The sequence below is a fragment of the Streptomyces daqingensis genome, from assembly GCF_014645895.1.
In the GTDB taxonomy this organism is placed as follows: Bacteria; Actinomycetota; Actinomycetes; order Streptomycetales; family Streptomycetaceae; genus Streptomyces; species Streptomyces daqingensis.
The window spans coordinates 383602-407045 of record NZ_BMMP01000003.1 but is presented as its reverse complement, the minus strand read 5'-3'; the positions used below and the strand labels follow the sequence as shown (position 1 = coordinate 407045).

22 protein-coding genes are annotated in these 23444 nt (G+C 72.4%); 6 read left to right on the top strand and 16 right to left on the bottom strand.

Annotation, left to right across the window (positions count from 1 at the left end):
* Positions 1-85: 85 nt before the first annotated feature.
* The 3 genes from cobT to IEY56_RS06805 all read right to left on the bottom strand — a co-directional run bounded on the left by cobT (position 86) and on the right by IEY56_RS06805 (position 6189).
* Entirely contained in the window at positions 86-3778 is a 3693-nt protein-coding gene (cobT, locus tag IEY56_RS06815; protein WP_189036150.1) for a nicotinate-nucleotide--dimethylbenzimidazole phosphoribosyltransferase, read from the bottom strand.
* A gap of 257 nt (positions 3779-4035) precedes the next feature.
* Entirely contained in the window at positions 4036-5358 is a 1323-nt protein-coding gene (gene cbiE / locus IEY56_RS06810; RefSeq protein WP_189036149.1) for a precorrin-6y C5,15-methyltransferase (decarboxylating) subunit CbiE, read from the bottom strand.
* A gap of 183 nt (positions 5359-5541) precedes the next feature.
* Entirely contained in the window at positions 5542-6189 is a 648-nt protein-coding gene (locus IEY56_RS06805) for a GNAT family N-acetyltransferase (protein ID WP_189036148.1), read from the bottom strand.
* Positions 6190-6634: 445 nt separating this feature from the next.
* Here IEY56_RS06805 and IEY56_RS06800 point away from each other — a divergent pair, with 445 nt between their 5' ends.
* Both IEY56_RS06800 and IEY56_RS06795 read left to right on the top strand, forming a co-directional pair.
* A complete protein-coding gene (locus IEY56_RS06800; protein ID WP_189036147.1) occupies positions 6635-7006 on the top strand; it encodes a hypothetical protein in 372 nt (123 codons plus the stop codon).
* Positions 7007-7073: 67 nt separating this feature from the next.
* Entirely contained in the window at positions 7074-7460 is a 387-nt protein-coding gene (locus IEY56_RS06795) for a hypothetical protein (protein ID WP_229711687.1), read from the top strand.
* A gap of 100 nt (positions 7461-7560) precedes the next feature.
* Here the strand turns inward: IEY56_RS06795 and IEY56_RS06790 are convergent, their stop codons facing one another.
* From IEY56_RS06790 to IEY56_RS06780, 3 genes are all read right to left on the bottom strand, one after another.
* A complete protein-coding gene (locus IEY56_RS06790; protein ID WP_189036145.1) occupies positions 7561-8070 on the bottom strand; it encodes a GNAT family N-acetyltransferase in 510 nt (169 codons plus the stop codon).
* Between the two features lie 114 nt (positions 8071-8184).
* Complete coding sequence (locus IEY56_RS06785) at positions 8185-8814, bottom strand: sigma-70 RNA polymerase sigma factor region 4 domain-containing protein (protein WP_229711665.1); 630 nt, start codon at positions 8812-8814, stop codon at positions 8185-8187.
* Between the two features lie 169 nt (positions 8815-8983).
* Positions 8984-10138, bottom strand: coding sequence for a glycerophosphodiester phosphodiesterase (locus IEY56_RS06780; protein ID WP_189036144.1), 1155 nt, complete (start codon positions 10136-10138; stop codon positions 8984-8986).
* Positions 10139-10451: 313 nt separating this feature from the next.
* On the opposite strand from IEY56_RS06780, the gene IEY56_RS06775 reads away from it, so the two are divergent.
* Together IEY56_RS06775 and IEY56_RS06770 are read left to right on the top strand one after the other, a co-directional pair.
* Complete coding sequence (locus tag IEY56_RS06775) at positions 10452-11132, top strand: lysophospholipid acyltransferase family protein (protein ID WP_189036143.1); 681 nt, start codon at positions 10452-10454, stop codon at positions 11130-11132.
* A 79-nt stretch (positions 11133-11211) separates the two neighbouring features.
* Positions 11212-12408: a YihY/virulence factor BrkB family protein gene (locus IEY56_RS06770; RefSeq protein WP_189036142.1), complete on the top strand. Its 1197-nt coding sequence runs from the start codon at positions 11212-11214 to the stop codon at positions 12406-12408.
* A 90-nt stretch (positions 12409-12498) separates the two neighbouring features.
* Here IEY56_RS06770 and IEY56_RS06765 read toward each other — a convergent pair whose 3' ends face one another.
* The 6 genes from IEY56_RS06765 to IEY56_RS06740 form a co-directional block, all read right to left on the bottom strand.
* Positions 12499-12759 (bottom strand): DUF4235 domain-containing protein, encoded by a 261-nt coding sequence (locus IEY56_RS06765; protein ID WP_189036255.1) that lies wholly within the window; start codon positions 12757-12759, stop codon positions 12499-12501.
* 5 nt (positions 12760-12764) lie between these two features.
* Positions 12765-13118 carry a DUF3618 domain-containing protein gene (locus tag IEY56_RS06760; protein WP_189036141.1) on the bottom strand — a complete coding sequence of 118 codons (354 nt, stop codon included), beginning with the start codon at positions 13116-13118 and terminating at the stop codon, positions 12765-12767.
* Positions 13115-13546 (bottom strand): phage holin family protein, encoded by a 432-nt coding sequence (locus IEY56_RS06755; protein WP_074467933.1) that lies wholly within the window; start codon positions 13544-13546, stop codon positions 13115-13117. Before IEY56_RS06755 ends, IEY56_RS06760 begins: the two co-directional genes overlap by 4 nt.
* Positions 13547-13630: 84 nt before the next feature.
* Complete coding sequence (argH, locus tag IEY56_RS06750) at positions 13631-15082, bottom strand: argininosuccinate lyase (protein ID WP_189036140.1); 1452 nt, start codon at positions 15080-15082, stop codon at positions 13631-13633.
* A gap of 103 nt (positions 15083-15185) precedes the next feature.
* Positions 15186-16382: an argininosuccinate synthase gene (locus IEY56_RS06745; protein WP_045865571.1), complete on the bottom strand. Its 1197-nt coding sequence runs from the start codon at positions 16380-16382 to the stop codon at positions 15186-15188.
* Between the two features lie 197 nt (positions 16383-16579).
* Positions 16580-16954 carry a DUF488 domain-containing protein gene (locus tag IEY56_RS06740; protein ID WP_189036139.1) on the bottom strand — a complete coding sequence of 125 codons (375 nt, stop codon included), beginning with the start codon at positions 16952-16954 and terminating at the stop codon, positions 16580-16582.
* A 190-nt stretch (positions 16955-17144) separates the two neighbouring features.
* Between IEY56_RS06740 and IEY56_RS06735 the strand changes: the two genes are divergently transcribed.
* The gene (locus tag IEY56_RS06735) at positions 17145-18368 is read left to right on the top strand and encodes a cytochrome P450 (RefSeq protein WP_189036138.1); all 1224 of its coding nucleotides are present in this window, start codon (positions 17145-17147) and stop codon (positions 18366-18368) included.
* Between the two features lie 79 nt (positions 18369-18447).
* Positions 18448-19416: a bile acid:sodium symporter family protein gene (locus IEY56_RS06730; RefSeq protein ID WP_229711664.1), complete on the top strand. Its 969-nt coding sequence runs from the start codon at positions 18448-18450 to the stop codon at positions 19414-19416.
* 61 nt (positions 19417-19477) lie between these two features.
* Here IEY56_RS06730 and IEY56_RS06725 read toward each other — a convergent pair whose 3' ends face one another.
* Genes IEY56_RS06725 through argJ form a run of 4 tightly spaced genes read right to left on the bottom strand, consistent with a single transcriptional unit; the run spans position 19478 to position 23425 of the window.
* The gene (locus IEY56_RS06725) at positions 19478-20035 is read right to left on the bottom strand and encodes an arginine repressor (RefSeq protein ID WP_189036136.1); all 558 of its coding nucleotides are present in this window, start codon (positions 20033-20035) and stop codon (positions 19478-19480) included.
* 23 nt (positions 20036-20058) lie between these two features.
* Positions 20059-21321, bottom strand: a complete 1263-nt coding sequence (locus tag IEY56_RS06720) for an acetylornithine transaminase (RefSeq protein ID WP_189036135.1) — start codon at positions 21319-21321, stop codon at positions 20059-20061.
* Positions 21318-22277, bottom strand: coding sequence for an acetylglutamate kinase (argB, locus tag IEY56_RS06715; RefSeq protein WP_189036134.1), 960 nt, complete (start codon positions 22275-22277; stop codon positions 21318-21320). The genes IEY56_RS06720 and argB overlap by 4 nt, the downstream gene beginning before the upstream one ends.
* The gene (gene argJ / locus IEY56_RS06710) at positions 22274-23425 is read right to left on the bottom strand and encodes a bifunctional glutamate N-acetyltransferase/amino-acid acetyltransferase ArgJ (protein WP_189036133.1); all 1152 of its coding nucleotides are present in this window, start codon (positions 23423-23425) and stop codon (positions 22274-22276) included. The genes argB and argJ overlap by 4 nt, the downstream gene beginning before the upstream one ends.
* Between the last annotated feature and the right edge of the window lie 19 nt (positions 23426-23444).

Sequence of the window (23444 nt, the reverse complement as noted above, 5' to 3'; positions counted from 1 at the left end):
TACACCCGTACAGCCTATGGCGGGATGCGGCGTATCCGCAGTTCCGCGGATCACGGTGCGGCCGCCGGGCTGACGGCCGCAACCGTCAGCTCTTGCCCGTCACCCCTGCCGAATCGAACGTCGCGACTTCGTGCATGGCGCGGGCAGCGCTCTGCACCAGCGGCAGCGACAGCAGCGCGCCCGTTCCCTCGCCGAGCCGCAGGTCCAGATCGACCAGGGGACGCAGGCCCAGCTTGGTCAGGGCGGCGACGTGACCCGGCTCCGAGCTGCGGTGCCCCGCGATGCACGCGGCCAGCGACTCCGGCGCGATGCAGCGGGCCACGAGCGCGGCGGCCCCGGCGCTGACCCCGTCCAGGATCACCGGCGTACGCAGCGAGGCCGCGCCGAGGATCAGGCCGACCAGCGCCGCGTGCTCCAGGCCGCCGACCGCGGCCAGCAGGCCGAGCGGGTCGGCCGGGTCCGGCTGGTGGAGCTCCAGCGCGCGGCGTACGACGTCGACCTTCCGGGCGTGCGTCTCGTCGTTGATGCCCGTGCCGCGCCCGGTCACCTCGGCCGGGTCGACTCCCGCGCAGACGGACACCAGCGCCGCGGAGACCGTGGTGTTGGCGATCCCCATCTCGCCCGTCAGGAGCGCCTTGTTGCCCGCCGCGACGAGGTCCCGGGCGGTCTCGATGCCCACCTCGACCGCGCGGAGGGCCTCCTCGCGGGTCAGCGCCGGCCCCTGCGTCATGTCGGCCGTCCCCGCCCGGACCTTTCGGGGCAACAGGCCCGGCTGCGCGGGGAGTTCGGCGGCCACACCGACGTCGACGACGCAGACCTCGGCACCGACCTGGTTGGCGAAGGCGTTGCAGACGGCTCCCCCGCCCAGGAAGTTGGCGACCATCTGGCCCGTCACCTCCTGCGGCCACGGTGTGACGCCCTGAGCGTGCACACCGTGGTCCCCCGCGAAGATCGCGACCGCGGCGGGCTCCGGCAGCGGCGGCGGGCACTTGCGGGAAAGGCCGCACAGCTGCGCGGAGATGATCTCCAGCATGCCGAGGGCACCGGCCGGCTTCGTCATGCGCTTCTGCCGCTCCCAAGCCTCGCCGAGCGCCTTCGCGTCCAGCGGGCGGATCGCGGCGACCGTGTCGGAGAGCAGGTCCTGCGGCTCGGACCCGGGCAGCACCCTGCGCCCGTAGGACTCCTCGTGCACCACCCACGACAGGGGGCGGCGCTTGGACCAGCCCGCCTGTGCCAGCTCGGGCTCGGGCGGGAACTCGTCGACGTACCCCACGCACAGGTAGGCGACGACCTCCAGATGCTCGGGCAGTTCGAGGGCGCGGACCATCTCACGCTCGTCGAAGAAGCTGACCCAGCCGACGCCCAGGCCCTCGGCCCGGGCGGCGAGCCACAGGTTCTCCACGGCGAGCGCCGAGGAGTACGGCGCCATCTGCGGCTGTGTGTGGCGGCCGAGCGTGTGGCGCCCGCCTCGGGTGGGATCGGCGGTGACGACGATGTTGACCGGCGTATCGAGGATCGCCTCGATCTTCATTTCCTTGAACTGCTTCGCACGGCCCTTGGGCAGGGACTTGGCGTACGCCTCGCGCTGGCGCTCGGCCAGCTCGTGCATGGCCCGGCGGGTCTCCTCGGAGCGGATGACGACGAAGTCCCAGGGCTGGGAGTGGCCCACGCTGGGCGCCGTGTGCGCGGCCTCCAGGACGCGCAGCAGCACCTCGTGCGGGATCGGGTCGGAACGGAAGCCGTTGCGGATGTCCCGCCGCTCACGCATGAGGCGGTGGACGGCTTCGCGCTCGTCGTCCGCGAAACCGGGGGCCGGGGGCCCGGCGGGCTCGGCGGCGCCGGGGCCGGACTCGCCGGCTGCCTCCTCGGCGCCGGAGGCGTCGTCCGCGACGGGCGCCGCGTCCGCCTCCGCGGCGGTCGCCGCGGCCGCAACCTCGGCGTCCTCCGCGGCGGACTCCGCCTCCGCGTCCACGTGCTGGCCCTGCCGGGGGACCATGCCGGCGGCCTCGTTCCCGCCGGTTTCCGGCCCCTCGGCGCCGTCCTCGTCGCCCGGCGCCTCGGCGTGCTCCGACTGCTGCTGGGCGGGAATGCCCGCGACTGCCGTCCCGGCCGGGGGCGCGGACGCGGCACCGTCGCCGTCGCCCGGACCTTCCTCGGATTCGGCTGCCGCGGCACCGTCTTCCTGGGGACCGTCCCCGTCCGCGGTCTGCTGCGCCTGGGACGGGACCGGGACCTGCTGCCCCGTGGCCTCGCTCCCGCCGCCCCCGGACTCGGAACCCGCCTCGGAACCCGCTGCGGGACCGGCCTCGGCTGCGGCTGCCCCCGGGCCGCCGTCCTCAGGGGATTCGGCCTGGGCGGGCACCTCGGCCTGCACCTCCCCGACCTGCGCCTGGTCCGCCTCCGCACCGGGCGCCGCCTGCGGTTCGATGGCCTCCACGGCTGTCGAACCCGGCGTCGAGACCCAGGTGTTGCCCGTGCTCTCCGGCTCGGGCGCGTCAGCAGCGTGGCGCCGCCTCGGCTCTCCCGCGGCGGCTTCCTCCGGGCCCTGCTGCTCCGGCGGGGCACCGTCGGCCGATGGTGCCGCCTCCGGAGCCTGCTCTGCCGGGGCCTGCTGCTCGTACGGGACCTGCTGCTCTGCGAGCTGCTGTTCGGAGACCTGGTCCGGCTGCTGGTCCGGGACCTGGTCCGGGTGGTGCTGGAGCCCCTGCTCCTGGGGAAGCTCCTGCGGCTCCTGGAGGTCCGCGGACAGCCCGGCCGCCGGGGCCGTGCCCGGCTGGAGCTGTTCGCCCGGCTGCTCCGGCGGCCCCGCCTCGGGCACGGAGGGCGCGGCAGGAGCGGGAGAGCCGGGGCCGTTGCCGTCGGCGACGTACGCGGCGTCCTGCGGCACAGCGCCCGGCACGGCCGCCTCCGCGGCCTGTCCCTGGTAGTCCCACTGGCCGTCGTGCGGCGGCAGCGCACCGAGCTGCGGGCCCGGAAGGGTCTCCGGGTCCTGATGCGCGAACTCGTAGTACTCGGGGCCGCCCGTCGAGGGACCCTGCTCGGCTGCGAACTCGACCTGGGGCACCGCCTGCTCGCCCTGCGACGCCGCATGCGCGGCCGTAGGGCGCTGCGGGGCAGCGGCGGTCACGGCACCCGGTACGGGCGCCGACTTCTGCCCCGGTCCCGGCGCGGGGTTGCCGGGCCCCCTGTCCGAGAGCGGCAGCACCGCCCCGGACGGCTCCGGCTCCGGCGGGCCCATGTGGAGGGGGCGCCTGGGCGGGGCCGGTGCGGCGGGCTCAGGCGCCGGCGGCGCCGGGGCAGCGGCATCGCCGAGCCCGGCTCCGGGGCTCTGTGAATCGGCATGGCCGTCGAGGGAGGCCCGTACGGCTCCGTAGTCGAACGAGCCCGAGTCGCGGCCCTCCGTCTCGTGCGGGCCCGGAACGGGCGGCGTCTGCTCGGGCTGCTGTTCACCGGGCTGAGGGGCGGCGTGCTGGCCGTACGCGAGCGGGTTGCCGTAGGCGTCCTGCTGCGGGTACGCCTCGTGCTGGGCGTAGAGATCCTGCCCGTACGCCTCATGCGCGGGGACGCCCGGCTGCGCCTCGTTCCAGGCCCCGTGGGAGCCCGGGAGCAGCAGATCCCCCTCGGCACCGGGGGCGGGTGCGGGAGCACCGACTGCGGCGTCGGCCGGCCCCGCGTAGGGGTAGGAGTCCGCAGCCGGGCTGCCCGACTGCTGGACCTCCGGCTGACCGCCTGCATTCTCCGGCTGCCCCTCACCCGGGATCCGGCCGGTGTCAGTCATGCGTACCCCTCGCCCATCGGTAGTGCTTCTTCCAACCCTGCGAACGGCCGCCGGGCCCCCGTAGACGGAGAACGAGCATCCGCACGGTGCGGCACGATTCCCCGCCTACTCGCCATCCGGACATTGACGGACGAACCCTCAACCCCGCACAGCGGCACAACGATCGGTCAGCCTACCCGGGGCCAGGGAGACCTCCGGCCACGGGAGGGTGAGAAACAGCACTTCGTCGGAGTTCGTCACCTTCCGGCCGCAGTGCCTCAGTTGCGGACTCCTGCCAGCAGGAAGACGACGGCCCTCTCGCTCTCCACCCACTCGTCCGTGTCGAGTTGGACGGACTGGAGCAGAGCGCATTCGACGGCGTAACCGCCCTCGGCGAGCGCCCTTCCGATCGCCTCGGCCTCGTCCCGCGTCACGGCATGCGCGACGATGCGGCCGGGACGGCGCTCGGCGACGGCCGTGACTGTGCGGACGCCGCCTCCGCCGACCCTCACCACGTCCGGTTCGGGCAGATCCTCCAGGATCTGCGGCGCCTCGCCCTGCACGATGTCCAGTTGCACTCCGAAGCGCCTGCCGGCGTCGGCCGTGCGCGCGCACGCGCCGTCGTCGCGGTCGACCGCGATGACGGCGGCGCCGAAACGCGCCGCCTCGACGGCCAGCGCGCCGCTGCCCGAGCCGATGTCCCACACGAGGTCGCCGACGCGGGGCCCGAGGCGGGCCAGTTGCCCCGCGCGGAGCTGCGCCGACTCGCCTGCCCGCGGCGGCTGCACGCGCCCCGAGGCCGGGTCCTGGGGCGCGTAGAACGAGTGCGGCAGCGCCCATCCGCGTGTCGGGGGCGGGTAGCCCGGCGACTGCGCCGCAAGCCAACCTCCGCCCTGGTGGCCCATGTTGGTACGCCCGTGCGCCGCGCCGCCGGCGCCCGCCGCGGCCTCGCCGGGCTGTGCATCCGCCGTTCCCGGCGGCGGCGACGCGCCCTGCTGCGAACCTCCCACCACGATCACCACGTTGGGGTCCCGCCAGGTGTGGTCGGCGACCTTGTCCGACGTGAGGACGGTGACCTCTTCGCTTGAGGTGCCCAGGGCCTCGCAGATGACGAACGTGCGGTGCACGGGGCCCAGCAGCAGGGCCAGTTCGGCGGGACCCGCGCCGGGCGAGGTGAGGACGCCGACCTTGGTGTGCGCGCGGCAGACGTTGACGGCGCGGCGCAGGGTGCGGGAGTTCGCGACGACCAGCTGGGCGTCGTCCCACGGCATCCCGGCACGGGCGAACGCGGCGGCCAGCGCGGAGACGGCGGGGACGACCTCGACCTCGAGCCCGTGCTCCGGGGCTCTCAACGCGCGTACGACGCCGAAGAATCCGGGGTCGCCGTCGGCGAAGACCACCGCCGTACCGCGGTGGCGGGCGATGCGCCGCGCGGCCAGCGAGACGCTGCCGAGCCTCACGTGCTCGGCGCCCCGCGGCACCTCGGGGAGTTGCAGGTGGTGTGCGGCCCCGGCGACGAGGGTGGCCGCGCCGAGGGCGGAGCGGGCGGCGCCGGACAGCGGCGAACCGTCCCACCCGATCACGGTGACGCGGTCGGCCATCGGTGCGTCTCTCCAGGGCATGTCGCAGGTCGGGACTCATCGAGCCTACCTCTGCGGCGATGCCCGGCCGCCCCCGGGTACGGACGGTTCCCGGCATGCGGAATCCGGATGCCGCCGCGTCTGCCGGACGGCCGATGACCGGAGGAGTGCCGGGCTGTGACCGGCGGGGCACCCGGGTGTGCGTCAGCGGGAGTGGAGCCAGTCCGGGTACGACGAGTAGCCGCCCGCGTCGGCGAGTTCCTCCGGGATGCCTTCGAGGTCCTCCGGCAGCAGGCTCCACACGAGCAGGTCGGTGCGGATCTCGGCCCAGCCGCCGTCCTCGGTGCGGCTGCGCGCTATCCAGGCGTTCCGCAGGACTCCCTCACTGATGCAGCCCAGCTTCTGGGCGACCTGCTGCGCGGCCGTGTTGTCCGCGGCGGTGCGCAGCTCCAGACGCTCGAACTTCTGGTCCCCGAAGAGCCATTGGGCGAGCGCGAGCACCGCCTCCGAGGCGTAGCCCTCGCCCCGGCCCCAGGGCGCGGTCACGTAGCCGACCTCGGCCGCCAGGGTGCGCCAGTCGGTGTTCTCGAGCTGTACGAGCCCGACGAGCCGGTGCGTGAGGAACTCCGTGACGGCGAAGACGATGCCCTCGCCCTCGGTGCGCATGGCGGGGGCACGCCTGAGGATGAACTCCCGTGCGTCGGCGTCGCGGTAGGGCACGGGGACCGTCGTCCACGCGGCTACGAGCTCGTCCCGCATCATCTCGGTGAGGGAGGGGACGTCCGCCTCCTCCAGCGGGCGCAGCACGAGCCGGTCCGTACTGATCGAGACATCCGGAAAGGTCGAAGTCATGCGCCGCTCCATACGGATCGAGGGTCTGGGGGTGTCGCTCTCCCCGGAGGACCACATCAGGTCTGCCGGTCGCTCTGGGAGGGCCGCGGCAGCGGGTCCCTGAAGGTGTTCCAGACGATTGCAGCAGTGCACAGCATGCAGCATGAAACAGGTTTGCCGCAGCGTCGGCGGCGGCTTCGCAGGCGGGAACGGGGGTCACGTACCGATATGTCGATACGGGGACTGTCCGCCGCCCCCGGCGGCTACGACCAGTGAGCATCCCGGCGCCGGGCCGGTCTCCCCCAACGGGCGGAAGCCGGGAGTCCGCGGCACGCGCCGGAGGATCTTCGCCGGAGCCCGTCCGGAAGCGGAGCCGGACCTCGCCGGAGGAGGGGTCCGTTCCGCCTCCGCTCGCGGGGTGAGGCCCGCACGCGGACGCGGAACGGGCCCCTCATAAACTCAGCCCATGTTCACGCCACTCACCGTCACGCTCGCCGTGGCAGCCGTCCTCCTGGCCTTGTGGTGCGGCTGGGCTGCGTTGCGCGATCAGCCGACCAAGGACTGGCACTTCCTCGGCATGGCGGCAGTGACGCTGCTCGCCCTGGTGCAGCTGGCGGTGGGCATCGTGCAGTTCGCCCGCGGCGGGGAGCCCGCGGAGGGCACCGCGGTCTTCGTGGCGTACCTGGCCTCCGTCGTGCTGTGCATGCCGCTGGTGGGGCTGATCTCGCTGACCGAGCGGACGAAGTGGGGCTCGCTGACCGTGGCCGCCGGCGCCCTGGTGCTGGCGGCGCTCCAGGCCCGCCTCCACGACGTGTGGGGAGGCGGCACCGGTGGCTGAGACCGCACACGGGGACGGCGCGGCTCCGCCGGAGTCGCGCCCTGGAACCGGCGGCGGGCGGAGCCGTATCGCAAGCGGCCCGGGCACGCTGTTGCTGACGCTCTACGGGATCTTCACCGTGGGCGCGGCGTCACGCTCGATCGTGCAGTTGAGCACCCGGTTCGACGAAGCGCCGCTCGCCTATCTCCTCTCGGCGCTGGCCGCGCTCGTGTACGCCTTCATCACGTTCTCCCTGGTGCGCGGCGGCGAACGGGCTCGCAGAGCCGCGTTCGCCTGCTGCTGCGTGGAGCTGCTGGGAGTGCTGACAGTGGGCAGCTGGACGCTGGCGGCGCCCTCGGCCTTCCCCGACGCGACGGTGTGGTCCGACTACGGCATGGGCTATCTCTTCATCCCCGTGATCCTGCCGGTCACGGGACTGCTGTGGCTGCGCCGCTCGCAGCGCGGCCGCGGCTGAGACCGCCCGGCGCCCCCATCAGCGGGACGGCAGGCGGCAGGCACGCGGGCACGCTGCCGGACAGGCGGACGGGCCGGGGCGGTCGGCGGAGGGGTAGCTGTCAGGCGCGCGCGGTGAACGCCGCGGGGGCGGTGCCCCCGGCGTCCTTCGTCATGGCGGTGAGCGTCACCTTCCTGTCCCGCTCGGTGCTCACGGGCGTGTAGCCGTACTTGCGGTACAGCCGCAGGTTGCCCTCACCGCGGTGGCCGGCCACGAGGTGGTAGCGCTTGGCCTGCCGTTCCGCGGCGAGCCTGGCCTCGATCCCGGCGAGCAGCCTTCCGCCGAGACCGTGCCGCTGGAGCCGCGGATGGACGCAGAGCCGGTCGATGCGGGCCGTTCCGTCCGGGTCGACGGCGCCGCGCACGGATCCGACGATCTCCTCGCCGAGACGGGCGACGAGCACGCAGCCCGCGGCCATCTCCGCCCGCAGCGCGTCCAGGGACTGCGTGAGCGGCGCGATGGCGTAGTCGCCGTAGGCCTCCGCCTCGCTCTGGAAGCACAGGTACTGGAGTTTGAGGATCTGTTCGGCGTCGCTCTCGTCCGCCGCAGAGATGGTCACGCTCATGCCCATGTGCGCCTGCCTCCCCTTGCCATGAATGAGTCCGGGCACGGAGAAGACGAGGGTGCCGTGTCCGGACTGTCTGCCCTGATGACGCCGATTGCTGTCCGCAGCATTCCCCCGACTTCAGGTTCCGCAATCTGACGCCGCGAGCATTGTGCGCAGGCAACCCAGACATCGGGAACGAAGCGGCCCCAGGCTGCCCTGTGACATTCCCAACTCACGTGCGATTTCGGGGTAGGTGAGGTCCCACCGGGACAGCATCGCCCTCAGCAGCGCGGGGCAGCGCCCGGGAAGGCGGGTGACTGCAGTGTCGAGCAGGCGGCGGTGTTCGGCGGCCAGGACGGCAAGCTCCGCCGGCTGGTGCAGCGGCGCGCTCCCCGGCGTGCCGGTGACGCCCTCCCGCGGCCAGGGCGTCTCCCTCCCCGCGCGGCGCCGCGCCCGCCGCGCCTCCGCCCGGACGGCGCAGCGCAGCCACCCCGCGGAAGGGCCCGCGGGGGCGCCGCCGCGCTCCCCCGGCGTGGCGCGGCGCCGTGCGTGCTCCCGTTCCAGCCAGCGCAGCCACACCTCCTGCTGGAGGTCCTCCGGTTCGACGCCGGCGGCGGGTGCTTCGGCGGCGCATTCGGCCGCGACCAACCGGCGCAGCGGCGGCGGCAGTTGCGGCGGCGGCTCATCGAGGGGGCCGGGGAGCGGGCCCGGCGGGCGGCCCCGCGGGAGGTGCGTGCGGTGCCCGGCGTCGGCTGTAAAGGAGTCCATGCCCGTCGCGACGGCCCGGTGGGCGCCGTGGTTTCCGCGCCCGCGTCACGCCACCCGAGCGGGCGAGTGCGGGGGCGCACACAGCGGTGCGGTCCGACGGAGCTCACGCCCCGCCGGACCGCACCGTGCTGCCGTGACGGCCCGGGACGGTGCCCGGGCCGCCCGCGCGTCAGCCCTTGCGGAAGTCGGCCGCCGCCAGCTTCCCGGTGTCGGGGTTGTCGGTGAAGATGCCGTCGATGCCGGTGCTGAAGTACGCCTTGAAGGCTCCGAAGGCGTCCCCGTACGCGTTGGGGTCGGTGCCCTTGCGGAAGTCCAGCGGGAGGAAGGTGTTCTCGTTGCGCATCGTGTACGGGTGCAGGACGAGGTTCTCCGCGTGCGCGTCCCGCACGAGCGTCGTCGGCTCGCCGAGGCTGCCGTCGGGGTTCTTCGGGATGACGAGGTCCACCACCGGCCCGATGCCGTCGGCGAAACGCGCCATCCACTTCAGGCCCTCGGGCTTGACCAGGTCGGCCACGGTCCGCGGGTCCCCTGCCTCCACGAAGTCCCAGGGCTGGGAGTCGGGGGCGTCCAGCAGGCACACGCCCGGGCAGTCGACGAGCTTCGACAGCCGCTGGATGCTGCTGGGCTCGAAGGACTGCACGAAGTTCGGCGAGTGCGAGCGGTGCCGCCCGTACTTGCGCAGCAGCTTCGCCAGACGCGGCTCCAGCTCCAGCCCGAGCTTGCGGAAGTACGTGGGGTGCTTGGTCTCGATGTGCAGCCAGACGGGGCGGCCGCGCTTCCTGCCCTGCTCGTCGGCCCACTTGAGGACGTCCTCGAACGCGGGCACCTGCCAGCGCCCGTCGTAGAGGGTGTTGTGCGGGCGCGTCTGCGGGATGCGCTCCTTCGCCCGCAGCGTGTTGAGTTCGGCGAGGGTGAAGTCCTCGGTGAACCAGCCGGTCAGCGGTTTGCCGTCGACGGTCTTCGTGGTCTTGCGGCCGGCGAACTCCGGGTGGTCCGCGACGTCCGTGGTGGCGGTGATGTCGTTCTCGTGACGGCAGACGAGGTGCCCGTCCTTGGTGGGCACGAGGTCCTGCTCGATGACGTCCGCGCCCATGTCGAGGGCGAGTTGGTACGAGCCGAAGGTGTGCTCGGGGCGGTAGCCGCTGGCCCCCCGGTGCGCCACGACGGCCGGCACCGGCAGCTTGCCCGGCCTGTTCTTACCGCGCTCCCCGCTCCTGTCGTCCGCGAGCGCGCTGCCGCCCGTGCCCACCGACGCCGCACCCGCGGCACCCAGCACGGCCGCTCCGAGCACGAGTCTGCGACCCGGCTTCTGCTCCTGTCCCATGGGCTCTCCCTCAGCTCGTCTCATCCGAATGCGCCCGCCCGGACACCGAACGGCCCCGGCGGACGCCTGGCTGATCGTAGGTGCGGCTTCACCGCCGAGGGGAGGCTTAGGGCCGAACAAGCGGGAAACTCGGGGCAGATGACACCCGGACGCCGGGAAAGCCCCCTCCACCCGGGCATGGGGGACGAAAGACGTGGCACACGTCAACTCTGCGTATCGGTGCGGTGAACCCGGTGTCCGTGACGCGTCCACCGGCAAGTATCGTCCTCACCTGCGCGGCTACGCGCTCGAACGTCGTCGACCGGAGGAACAGTTGTCCCGTTTCCGTCTGATCAAGGCAACCCTCGGTTCGCTGCTGCGCGTGCTGTTGCGCCCGCAGGTGGAAGGGGCCGAGCGCATCCCCGGCTCGGGTCCGGTGATCCTGGCCGGGAACCACCTCACGTTCATCGACTCGATGGTGCTTCCGCTGGTCACGGACCGGCAGGTCTTCTTCATCGGCAAGGACGAGTACGTCAAGGGCAAGTCGCTCAAGGGCCGGGCCATGGCCTGGTTCTTCAGCGGCGTCGGCATGATCCCGGTGGACAGGGACGGCGGACGCGGCGGCGTCGCCGCCCTGATGACGGGCCGGCGGGTGCTGGAGGAGGGACAGGTCTTCGGCATCTACCCGGAGGGGACGCGCTCCCCCGACGGCAGGCTGTACCGGGGCCGGACGGGCATCGCCCGCCTCGCCCTGATGACCGGGGCGCCCGTCGTCCCCTTCGCGATGATCGGCACCGACGCGATCCAGCCGGGTGGCAACGGCATCCCGCGCCCCGCGCCGGGCAAGCGCATCGCTGTCCGGTTCGGCGAGCCCCTGGACTTCTCGCGCTACGACGGCATGGACCGCGACCGCTACGTCCTGCGCGCAGTGACGGACGAGGTCATGAGCGAGGTCATGCGGCTGTCCGGCCAGGAGTACGTCGACATGTACGCCACCAAGGCCAAGGCCGCCTGAGCGCCAGCCGGAACGGGCCGCCCGGGTGAAGGGCCCACGCCCGTGATTGGCCGACGCCGAGGGGGCAACCCCGGGGGGCATGTCTGATGACGACAGCAACGGCCGACGGCCCGAGAAACCGACAGCGGGTCCCGACGCCAGGACCGAGGAAGCCGCCGCGGACAGCCCCGGAAAGCTGGGGGGACGTTCGTGGAAGTCGGTCCTGCGACGCACGCTCAAGGAGTTCAAGGAAGACGAGCTGACCGACCGCGCGGCTGCCCTCACGTACTACGCCGTGCTGTCGATCTTCCCGGCGCTGCTGGTGCTCGTGTCCATCCTCGGAATCCTCGGCAAGGGCTCCATCGACAAGCTCCTCAGCAACGTCTCGAAGTTCGCGCCGGGGTCCGTGCGCGACATCCTCACCAACGCGATCCAGCAGCTTCAGGGCAGCAGCAGCACCGGCAGCGTCCTGGCGATCGTGGGCCTGCTGGGCGCCCTGTGGTCGGCGTCCAACTACGTGGCCGCCTTCATCCGCACCTCGAACGTGGTCTACGACCTCCCCGAGGGACGGCCCGCCTGGAAGGTGACGCCGGTCCGTGTCGGGCTGACGCTGCTGCTGATGGTGCTGCTCGCCGTCAGCACGCTGCTGGTGGTCTTCACGGGGCCCCTCGCCCAGCAGGCCAGCGACGCGCTCGGGCTCGGCTCGACGGCGCTGACCGTCTGGAACTACGCGAAGTGGCCGGTCCTGCTGCTCCTCGTGGCCTTCATGATCGCGTTGCTGTACTGGGGCGCGCCGAACGTCAAGGGGCGCGGTCTGCGCTGGGTCACGCCGGGCAGCGCGCTGGCGGTGCTCATCTGGCTCGCCGCGTCGGCGGGCTTCGCGGTCTACGTGGCCAACTTCGGCTCGTACAACAAGACCTACGGCACCCTCGCCGGCGTCATCATCTTCCTGGTCTGGCTGTGGATCACCAACCTGGCGATCCTGCTCGGCCTCGAGTTCGACGCGGAGATGGCGCGGCAGCGGGCCATCAGCGGCGGGCACCCCCTCCAGGAGGAGCCGTACGTCACTCCCCGCGACACGCGCAAATGGCCCGACTCCGGTGTCCGGGAGCCCGAGGGCGGCCCGGAGCCCAGCCCCGGGGACCAGCCGCCCGGCGACCGCGGCCCGGGCACTGCCGGACCCGGGCACGGCGCCCGCGAGGCCGGCCCGGCAGAGCACAGGGGACACCGGCCGGACCCGGGCGAGCCCCCTCCCGGGGAGAGCGGGGAGGAAGGCGGCCCCCGCAGGGCGGCCTGACGCCCCCGGCCCGGCGAGCGGCACAGCAGAGCGCCGGCACCGCGAGTACGCGGTGCCGGCGCTCTCCGTCTGTCCGTCCGGACCGGCCGCTCAGGTGGGCCAGGTGCCGGTCAGGCCGCGGACGCCGGTGGCGCCGCCGCGGTGGATCAGAGCCCTGACCACGCCGGCGATCGCGCCCTTGAGGGCCATGGCGGGAAGGATCTCCTTCCAGCCGCGGTGCTCGTCCGACGGGTCGGGGGCGTCGTCCTGGTGCGTGACGGCCTTCCAGACCTTGCCGAAGAGCGCGCTGGCGAGCACACCGCCCAGGAGCCCGAAGACGATGCCGAACGGCTTGTAGAGGAGCTTGACCATCCCGGTCACCTCCACATCTTCCAGTGGCTCCGGTGGTTGCGGTGGTGGTCACGGTGCAGCAGCAGGTACGTGACCAGCGCGGCGGCTCCGAGTCCTCCGACGACTGCCAGCACGGGCCCTGGCCTGGTGAAACCGCGGTTCGCGGCCTCCTCGGCCGTGTGCTGCACGCGGGCCTTCGCCTCGTTGGCCTCGAAGAGCGCCTTGGACTTGGCGTGCGCGGCCATCTCCCGCGCATGCGCCTTCACGTCCGCCTTGCCCGCGAGAGCGGCCACGGTGTCCGCCAGCTGTTCGCGGGCCTCCTCCACCTCCGCCCGCAGCTGGCGGGTGTCCGCGGAGCCTTCCTGGGCTTTGTGCGTCATCGGTGGGCTCCTTCCTTGATCGCTTCGACGTCCGCCTTGACGCTGTCGATCGTCCGCTCGGGTTTCGGTGGAGTGGCGGAGCCGAACTGCTTCTTGCCCGCCAGGGCCAGCACGCCGGCCACCAGCAGCAGCCCGCCGCCGATGATCAGGGCAGCGGCCCACACGGGCAGCACCAGGGCGACGCCCGCGATCGCCGCGAAGACGAGGGACCACAGGGCCAGCAGCCCCATGATCGCCGCTCCGCCGAACATGCCGCCGCCGAAGCCCGCGCGCTTGCCCTTCTCCTTCATCTCGGCCTGCGCCAGACGCATCTCGCTGCGGACCACGTCGGTGAGCTGCTCGGAAGCCTGCTTGACCAGCTCGGCCACCGTGTCGTGGTTCTTGCCGTCGTGCATCGCGTCAGGCCGGTGACGCACAGATCCGATCATCGCGTCTCGCCTCGCTTCACTGTCGGGAGGTCATTCGGGTGCCCGACTGAACGGCTGATACGCGTGCGTACACGTGCGGATGCCTCAGCGGCGTGCGGCGGCCCATTCGCGCTGCCGGGCGAGGTCGGCCTTGACCTCGCCGAGCTGCACGGCCACGGCCGAGGGGGCCGTGCCGCCGCGTCCGTCCCGGGCCGCCAGCGCTCCCGGGACGTTCAGGACCTCGCGCACGGAGGGGTCCAGGTGGGGCGAGATCGCGGCGAACTGCTCGTCGGTCAGCTCGTCCAGTTCGATGCCTTCGCGTTCGCAGACCTGGACGCACTCCCCCGCGACCTCGTGCGCCACCCGGAACGGCACCCCCCGCTTGACCAGCCACTCGGCGACGTCCGTGGCCAGCGAGAACCCGGCGGGTGCCAGCTCCGCCAGCCGCTCCCGGTGCACCGTGAGGGTGGCCATCATCCCAGTGAAGGCCGGCAGCAGCATCTCCAGCTGGTCGCAGGAGTCGAAGACGGGCTCCTTGTCCTCCTGCAGGTCGCGGTTGTAGGCGAGCGGGAGCGCCTTGAGCGTGGCGAGCAGGCCCGTGAGGTTGCCGATGAGACGCCCGGACTTGCCGCGTGCCAGCTCGGCGATGTCCGGGTTCTTCTTCTGCGGCATGATCGACGAGCCGGTGGAGAAGGCGTCGTGCAGCGTGACGAAGGAGAACTCCTTCGTGTTCCAGAGGATGACCTCCTCCGCGATCTTGGAGATGTCGACGCCGGTCATTGCCGTGATGAAGGCGAACTCGGCGACGAAGTCCCGGGAGGCCGTCCCGTCGATGGAGTTGGCGGCGGAGCCGTTCTCGAAGCCCAGGTCGGCGGCGACCGCCTCGGGGTCCAGGCCCAGCGAGGACCCGGCGAGGGCCCCGGAGCCGTACGGGGAGACGGCAGTACGCGCGTCCCACTGCCGCAGCCGCTCCGCGTCGCGGGAGAGGGCCTGGGCGTGGGCGAGCACGTGGTGCGCGAAGAGCACGGGCTGGGCGTGCTGGAGGTGCGTGCGGCCGGGCATCGCGACGTCGGGGTGGGCCTCCGCGAGCCCGACGAGCGCCTCCTGGAGGTCGGCGAGGAGGCCGCCGATGACGCGGGCGTGGTCGCGCAGGTACATCCGGAAGAGGGTGGCGATCTGGTCGTTGCGGGAACGCCCCGCGCGCAGCTTGCCGCCCAGGTCCGGGCCGAGGCGCTCCAGCAGGCCGCGCTCCAGCGCGGTGTGCACGTCCTCGTCGGCGATGGTGCCGGTGAAGGTGCCGTCGGCGACGTCCCGCTCCAGCTGGTCGAGGCCGGCGGTCATCTGCGCGAGTTCCTCGGCGGTCAGCAGCCCCGCCTTGTGCAGGACGCGGGCGTGGGCCCGTGAACCCGCGATGTCGTAGGGCGCCAGCCGCCAGTCGAAGTGCACGGAGGCGGAGAGCTTCTCCAGCGCCTCGGAGGGCCCGTCGGCGAAACGTCCGCCCCACAGGCGTACGTCCTGCTCAGCGGGTTCCTGCTGCGGGGCTTCGTTGCTGGGCATTGCCTGCTCTCCTCGGGGTGTGTCAATGCGACGCCTCCCCGCCGGATGCGGCGGGGAGGCGGCTGAACTGCGGATACGGCCCGCACGAGGGCGGGACCGCAGACTACTGGGCCTGGTCCCGCTTCGCGGCGATCTTGCTCGACATGCCGAACAGCTCGATGAAGCCCTTGGACATCGACTGGTCGAAGGTGTCGCCGCTGTCGTAGGTGGCGAGGTTGAAGTCGTAGAGCGACTTCTCGGAGCGCCGCCCCGTCACGACTGCCCGTCCGCCGTGGAGCGTCATCCGGATGTCGCCGCTGACGTGCTCGTTGGCCTCCTCGATGAAGCCGTCCAGGGCCCGCTTGAGGGGGGAGAACCACAGGCCGTCGTAGACGAGTTCGCTCCACCGCTGCTCCACCTGCCGCTTGTAGCGGGCCAGTTCGCGCTCGACGGTGACGTTCTCCAGCTCCTGGTGCGCGGTGATCAGCGCGATGCCGCCAGGAGACTCGTAGACCTCACGCGACTTGATGCCCACGAGCCGGTCCTCGACCATGTCGATCCGCCCGACGCCCTGGGCGCCCGCCCGCTCGTTGAGCTGCTGGATCGCCTGCAGGACGCTCACCGGCCGGCCGTCGATCGCGACGGGGACGCCCTTGTCGAAGGTGATGACGACCTCGTCCGCCTCGCGCGGGGTGGCGGGGTTCTCGGTGTACTCGTAGACGTCCTCGATGGGGGCGTTCCAGATGTCCTCGAGGAAGCCGGTCTCCACCGCGCGGCCGAAGACGTTCTGGTCGATGGAGTACGGGGACTTCTTGCTGGTGGCGATGGGCAGGCCCTTGTCCTCGCAGAAGGCGATGGCCTTGTCCCGCGTCATCGCGTAGTCCCGGACGGGGGCGATGCACTTCAGCTCGGGGGCGAGGGACGAGATACCGGCCTCGAACCGCACCTGGTCGTTGCCCTTGCCGGTGCAGCCGTGGGCGACGGTGGTGGCGCCGTGCTTCTTCGCGGCGTGCACCAGGTGCTTGACGATGGTGGGCCGGGAGAGGGCGGAGACCAGCGGGTAGCGGTCCATGTAGAGCGCGTTGGCCTTGATCGCCGGGAGGCAGTACTCGTCGGCGAACTCGTCCTTGGCGTCGGCGACCTCGGCCTCGACAGCACCGCAGGCGAGCGCGCGCTTGCGGATGACGTCCAGGTCCTCGCCTCCCTGGCCGACATCGACGGCGACGGCGACGACCTCGGCCCCGGTCTCCTCGGCGATCCAGCCGATGCAGACGGAGGTGTCAAGGCCGCCCGAGTAGGCGAGTACGACGCGCTCAGTCACGGGGTTCTCCTTACGGTGCATACGCTGACTGGCATAAGTATGCACTCGACCGTATGCTTCGTCAAAGCACCTGGTCAGCACGGCGTGGGCCTCATACGGAGCCACCGGTCAGACGGGCGGAGGCCGCGCCTCCGGCCCCACCCGGGGAGGGCACCCGGACAGACGCAGCCTTCGGCTGCCAGGGCGCGTCCCGTCGCTCAGCCGCCCTCCAGCTCCTCGCGGAGCACCGCGACGTGGCTGTAGTCCAGCTGCTCCTCCTTGACCGAGGTCAGCAGCGTCAGCGTCCTGCCGGCCGCGCGCTCCTTCAGCCTGCCGAGCGCCTCGGCGGCCTCGGGCTCCGCCAACTCGGCGCGGTAGCGCTCGGCGAACTCGCCGAACTTGTCCGGGTCGTGGGAGTACCACTTGCGCAGACCGGTCGACGGGGCGACCTGCTTCGCCCACTCGTCGAGGCGCGCGTCCTCCTTCTTCATGCCGCGCGGCCACACCCCGTCCACGAGCACCCTCAGCCCGTCCTCACGGGGCCTGGCCTCCTCGTACACCCGCCGCACCCGTACATGCCTCACCTTCGCCATGCCTCAAGGGTGGGGCAGACGCAGACCGGGCGCACGGCCGGGGAACCGCACGGGTCCCGCAGCCCGGCCGGGCCGGGCCCCGGGCCCGGCGCACCGGCGCGACCGAAGCCTCTGCCGTGCGCCCTGTCCGTCCTCACCGAACGCGCATACCTTGTCCCCGTATGTTCTGGATGCCGAGCCGAGGAGCGCCGTGTCCGCTGCCCAGCAGGTTCCCGACATCCTCTCCCCCGAGTTCGCGGCGAACCCCTACCCCGCGTACGCGGCGATGCGCGAGCACGCGCCCCTGATCTGGCACGAGGCCACCCGCAGCTACATCGTCTCCCGGTACGAGGACGTCGAACTCGTCTTCAGGGACCGCGAGTCGCGGCTGACGACGGCCAACTACGACTGGCAGCTGGAACCGGTGCACGGCAGAACGATCCTCCAGCTCAGCGGACGCGAGCACGCCGTGCGGCGCGCCCTCGTGGCTCCCGCGTTCCGGGGCAGGGACCTGGAGGAGCGGTTCCTGCCGGTCATCGAGCGCAACGCGCGCGAACTCGCCGACGCCTTCCGTCAGTCGGGCACCGCCGACATCGTCACCGACTTCGCGACCCGCTTACCGGTCGACGTCATCGCGGACATGCTGGGCCTCGACAAGACCGACCACGACCGCTTCCACGGCTGGTACACGTCCGTCATCGCCTTCCTCGGCAACCTCTCCGGCGATCCCGCGGTGACGGCGGCGGGCGAGCGCACCCGGGCGGAGTTCGCCGAGTACATGCTCCCGGTGATCCGGGAACGCCGGGAGAACCCGGGCGACGACCTGCTGTCCACGCTGTGCGCGGCCGAAGTCGACGGCGTCCGGATGAGCGACGAGGACGTCAAGGCGTTCTGCAGCCTGCTCCTCGCCGCCGGCGGCGAGACCACCGACAAGGCGATCGCCGCGATCATCGCCAATCTGCTCGCGCATCCGGACCAGCTTGCCGCCGTACAGGCCGACCGCGGCCTGATCCCCGCGGCGTTCGCGGAGACGCTGCGCTACAGCCCGCCCGTGCACATGATCATGCGGCACTCGGCCGAGGAGGTCGACGTCAGCGGCGGCACGATCCCGCCCGGCGCCACCGTGACGTGCCTGATCGGCGCCGCGAACCGCGACGCGAGCCGGTACCGCGACCCGGAGCGGTTCGACATCTTCCGCGGCGATCTCTCCACGACGTCCGCGTTCTCCGCCGCGGCGGACCATCTCGCGTTCGCGCTCGGCCGGCACTTCTGCGTGGGCGCGCTGCTGGCGAAGGCGGAGGTCGAGACCGGCCTCAACCAGCTCTTCGACGCGATGCCGGACCTCCGCCTGCCCGACGGGTTCATCCCCGTCGAGGAGGGCGTCTTCACACGGGGTCCGCGGTCGCTGCCGGTGCGCTTCACGCCCGTCGCCTGACGCGTCTCCCTCCCGCGCCGGCCGCCCGGATGGCGAGACAAGGTTGCACCGCTTGTGGAACAGGGCGTTCCATCGCGCGGTGGGCTCCGAAACGAACAGAAGCGAAACGAAAACGACCGCAGATGATCGTGCCGCCCGGCGCGCAGTGACGCTGTTCCCCTTGCTGGTGCTGCTCGCCGGAGTCGTCGGCCTCATCAGTCCGGGCAGCTTCACGGGCGCCGCGGACGCCGTGCCGTACCTGCTCGGCGTGGTCATGTTCTGCATGGGCGTCGCTCTGACCCTGCCCGACTTCAAGGGCATAGCCAAGCGGCCGTGGGCCGTGGCGGTCGGCCTCGGCGCCCAGTACCTGATCATGCCCGCCCTCGGCTGGGTGGTCGTCAAGGCGCTGGACCTGCCGCCGCAGCTCGCGGCCGGCGTGATCCTGGTGGGCTGCGCTCCCGGCGGGACGGCCTCGAACGTGGTCACCTACCTGGCACGCGGAGACGTGGCACTGTCCGTGTCGGTCACCACCCTGTCCACCGTCCTGGCGCCCCTGGTCACTCCGCCCCTGACGCTGCTGCTGGCAGGCGAGTACCTGCCGGTCGACGCGGGTTCGATGGTCACCGACATCCTCAAGACGGTGCTGCTTCCCGTACTCGCCGGCCTGGCCGTACGCCTCGTCGCGGGCCGGTACGTGCAGCGTGCCCTGCCCGCGCTGCCGTGGCTGTCGGCGCTGACCATCTCCGTGATCGTGACCGTCGTGGTCGCGGGAAGCGCGGACGCCATCATGTCCGCGGCGGCGCTCGTCTTCCTCGCCGTGGTGCTGCACAACGGGCTGGGGCTGGGGCTCGGCTACCTGGCCGGCAGGCTCACGGGGCTGGACGAGCCCGCGAGGCGCGCCCTGACGTTCGAGGTCGGCATGCAGAACTCCGGCCTGGCCGCCTCGCTCGCGACGGCGCACTTCAGCCCGCTCGCCGCTCTGCCCTCCGCGATCTTCTCCGTGTGGCACAACGTCTCGGGCGCGGTGGTCGCGGCCTGGTTCGCCCGCCGGGACCGGTCCCGCGGCTGACGGAACGCGGCAGGGCCCCGTACCCGTCGCCGGATCTCCGCGGGGCCCTGGAGGGGCAGCTCTAGTGGTGCTCCTTCTGCGCCAGGTTCAGCAGGTGCTCCGCGAGCGCCTGCCCGCCCTCGGGGGCCCGGCTGATGAGCAGGAGCGTGTCGTCACCGGCGATGGTGCCGATGATGTCGTGCACGCCTGCCTGGTCGATCGCCGAGGCGAGGAACTGCGCGGCGCCGGGCGGCGTGCGCAGCACCACCAGGTTCGCCGACGCCTCGGCGGAGATGAGGAGTTCACCGGCCAGCCGCGCCATGCGGGCCTCGCTGGCGGACTCGCCCAGCGGCGCCTTCGGCGTGCGGTCGCCGCCCTCACCGGGCACGGCGTAGATCAGCTCTCCGCCCGTGTTGCGGATCTTCACCGCGCCCAGTTCGTCCAGGTCGCGGGAGAGGGTGGCCTGCGTGACCGACAGCCCGTCGTCTGCGAGGAGCTTGGCGAGCTGGCTCTGCGAGCGGACCGGCTGCCGGTTGAGGATGTCGACGATCCGGCGGTGCCGGGCCGTACGGGTCTGCGGTACCGCCTGCCCGGCGTGCCCGTTTCCCAGCTCCCGTTCGTGCGCGTACCCGTCGGTCATCGCCCCGGTCCATCCCCTTCGGCTCATCGGCTCGGACGCCCGCCGTCCACCGCGTCCAGGACGCCGGGGAGGGCCCTGACGAGAGCGTCCACCTCGCCGTCGGAGACGATCAGCGGCGGAGCGAGCCGTACGACGTCCGGCGCGACCGCGTTGACCAGGAATCCCGCATCCTGAGCCGCTTGTTGCACTCCGGGTGCGACGGGCTCGGTGAGCACGATACCCAGCAGCAGTCCCGCCCCGCGGACCCGCTCTACGAGCGGGTGCCCGAGCGACCAGATCGCGTCACGCAGCCGTGCCCCCAACCGCAGTGCGTGTGCTGGGAGTTCGTCCTCGGCGAGGGTGTCGAGCACGGCGAGGGCGGCGGCGCATGCGACGGGGTTGCCGCCGAAGGTGGAGCCGTGCTGACCCGGGGTCAGCAGCTGCGCCGCCTCCCCGAAGAGCATCGTCGCCCCCAGGGGCAGCCCGCCGCCGAGGCCCTTGGCGAGGGTGATGACGTCCGGTTCCACGCCCTGGGCCTGGCACGCGAACCAGTGGCCGGTACGTCCGATACCTGTCTGGATCTCGTCCACGACGAGGAGCGTGCCGGTCTCGCGGGTGATGTCGCGGGCCGCCGCGAGATAGCCCTCGGGCGGGACGACGACGCCGTTCTCGCCCTGCACCGGTTCCAGCACGAGGAGGGCCGTGTCCGTGGTGACGGCGGCGCGGAGGGCGTCCACGTCCCCGTAGGGAACGTGCGTGACGTCGCCGGGCAGCGGCTCGAACGGCTGCTGCTTCGCGGGCTGCCCCGTCAGCGCCAGGGCGCCCATCGTGCGGCCGTGGAAGCCGCCTTCGGCCGCGACCATGTGCGTACGGCCTGTCCGCCGCCCCGCCTTGACGGCCGCTTCGACGGCCTCCGCACCCGAGTTGCAGAAGTAGACGCGCCCGTCCCTGCCCGCCAGTTCGAGGAGCCGCTCGGCCAGCGCCACCGGGGGCTCGGCGACGAAGAGGTTCGAGACGTGCCCGAGGGTGGCGATCTGCTCGGACACGGCCCGAACGACGGCCGGGTGCGCGGTGCCGAGCGCGTTGACGGCGATACCGCCGACGAAGTCGGTGTAGGCCTTGCCCTCGGCGTCCCAGAACGTGGCGCCCCGCCCGTGGGTGAGGGGCACGCGCGGGGTGCCGTAGTTGTCCAGCAGCGAGGACTGCCAGCGCCTGGTGAGCGCGGAGTTGGCGGTGCCGTCCGCGCCGTCGCGGACCGCGCCCGCCGCTGCGGTGGTGGTGCTTCCCGCTCCGCTCGCGGTGCTCATGGTGTGGGCTTCCCTTCGCGCTTGTCCGGTACGACCATCGTCCCGATGCCCTCGTCGGTGAAGATCTCCAGCAGGATCGAGTGCTGCACGCGGCCGTCCAGCACCCGGGCCGTGCGGACGCCGTTGCGTACGGCGTGCAGGCAGCCCTCCATCTTGGGGACCATGCCGCTCGCCAGCCCCGGGAGCAGCTCTTCCAGCTCGGCGGCCGTGAGTTCGCTGACGACCTCGTCGCTGTTCGGCCAGTCCGCGTACAGGCCCTCGACGTCGGTGAGCACCATCAGCGTCTCCGCGCCGAGAGCGGCGGCGAGCGCGGCGGCCGCCGTGTCGGCGTTGACGTTGTAGACGCCTCCGCCGGGGCCGCCGTCCTCGTCGTCGGTGCTGCGGGCGATGGAGGAGATGACGGGGATGCGGCCGTCGTCGAGCAGGGCCTGGATCGCGCCGGTCTCGATGCTCGCGATGTCGCCGACGCGGCCGATGTCGACCGGGTGCCCGTCGACCGTGGCGTAGCGCTTCGTCGCCGCCATGATGTGCGCGTCCTCGCCGGTCATCCCCACCGCCAGGGGACCGTGCTGGTTGAGCAGGTTGACCAGCTCGCGCTGCACCTGGCCCGCGAGGACCATCCGTACGACGTCCATCGTCTCGGGCGTCGTCACGCGCAGTCCCGCCTTGAACTCCGATTCCAGGCCCAGCTTTTCGAGCTGGGCGCTGATCTGGGGTCCTCCGCCGTGCACCACGACGGGGCGCAGCCCGGCCTGCCGCAGGAAGACGACGTCCTGGGCGAAGGCGGCCTTGAGCTCCTCGTCGACCATCGCGTTGCCGCCGAACTTGATGACGACGGTCCTGCCGTTGTGCCGGGTGAGCCAGGGAAGCGCCTCGATGAGGGTGCGGGCCTTGGGGAGGGCGGTGTGCTTGCGTGCGGCGGGGACGGACGCGGCGGGTGTCGTCGGTGTGCTCATGAGCTGTAGGCGCTGTTCTCGTGCACGTAGTCGGCGGTCAGGTCGTTCGTCCAGATCACGGCGGACGAGGAGCCGGCGGCGAGGTCGGCGGTGATGGCGACCTCGCGGTAGCGCATGTCGACCTTGTCCCGGTCCTCCCCCACGGCGCCGTTCTTGCAGACCCACACGCCGTTGATGGCGACGTTCAGCCGGTCGGGGTCGAAGACGGCGTCGGTGGTGCCGATCGCGGAGAGCACCCGGCCCCAGTTGGGGTCCTCGCCGTGCACGGCGCACTTGAGCAGGTTGTTGCGGGCGACGGACCGCCCGGCCAGTACCGCGTCCTCCTCGCTCGCCGCGCCGACGACCTCGATGCGGATGTCCTTCGAGGCGCCTTCCGCGTCGCGGACGAGCTGCTGGGCGAGGTCGGCGCAGACGGCGCGGACCCCTTCGGTGAACTCCGCCTCGTCCGGGACTGCTTGGGACGCACCCGAGGCGAGCAGCAGCACAGTGTCGTTGGTGGACATGCAGCCGTCGGAGTCGACGCGGTCGAAGGTCGTACGCGTCGACTCCCGCAGGGCCCTGTCGAGCACGGGGGCTTCGAGGTCGGCGTCCGTGGTGAGGACGACCAGCATGGTGGCGAGTCCGGGGGCGAGCATTCCCGCGCCCTTGGCCATGCCGCCGACCGTCCAGCCGTCGCCCTCGTGCACCGCCGTCTTGTGGACCGTGTCGGTGGTCTTGATGGCGATGGCCGCCTTCTCACCGCCGTGGGGACTCAGCTGCCCGGCGGCCTCGGCGACGCCCGGCAGCAGCCGGTCCATGGGGAGACGCGTGCCGATCAGACCGGTCGAGGCGACGGCGATCTCGCCCGCGCTGTCCTCCAGCGCCAGGGCCGCCGCCTCCGCTGTCGCGTGGGTGTCCTGGAAGCCCTCGGGGCCGGTGCAGGCGTTCGCGCCACCGGAGTTGAGGACGACGGCGCCCACCTGCCCGCCCTTGAGCACCTGCTCGGACCAGAGCACCGGCGCCGCCTTGACGCGGTTGGAGGTGAAGACGCCCGCCGCCGCGCGGCGCGGTCCCGCGTTGACGACGAGCGCCAGGTCCAGGCCGCCGCTGTCCTTGATGCCGGCGGCGACACCGGCCGCGGTGAAACCTTTCGCCGCTGTCACACTCACTCTGCTTCTCCGTTCGCTT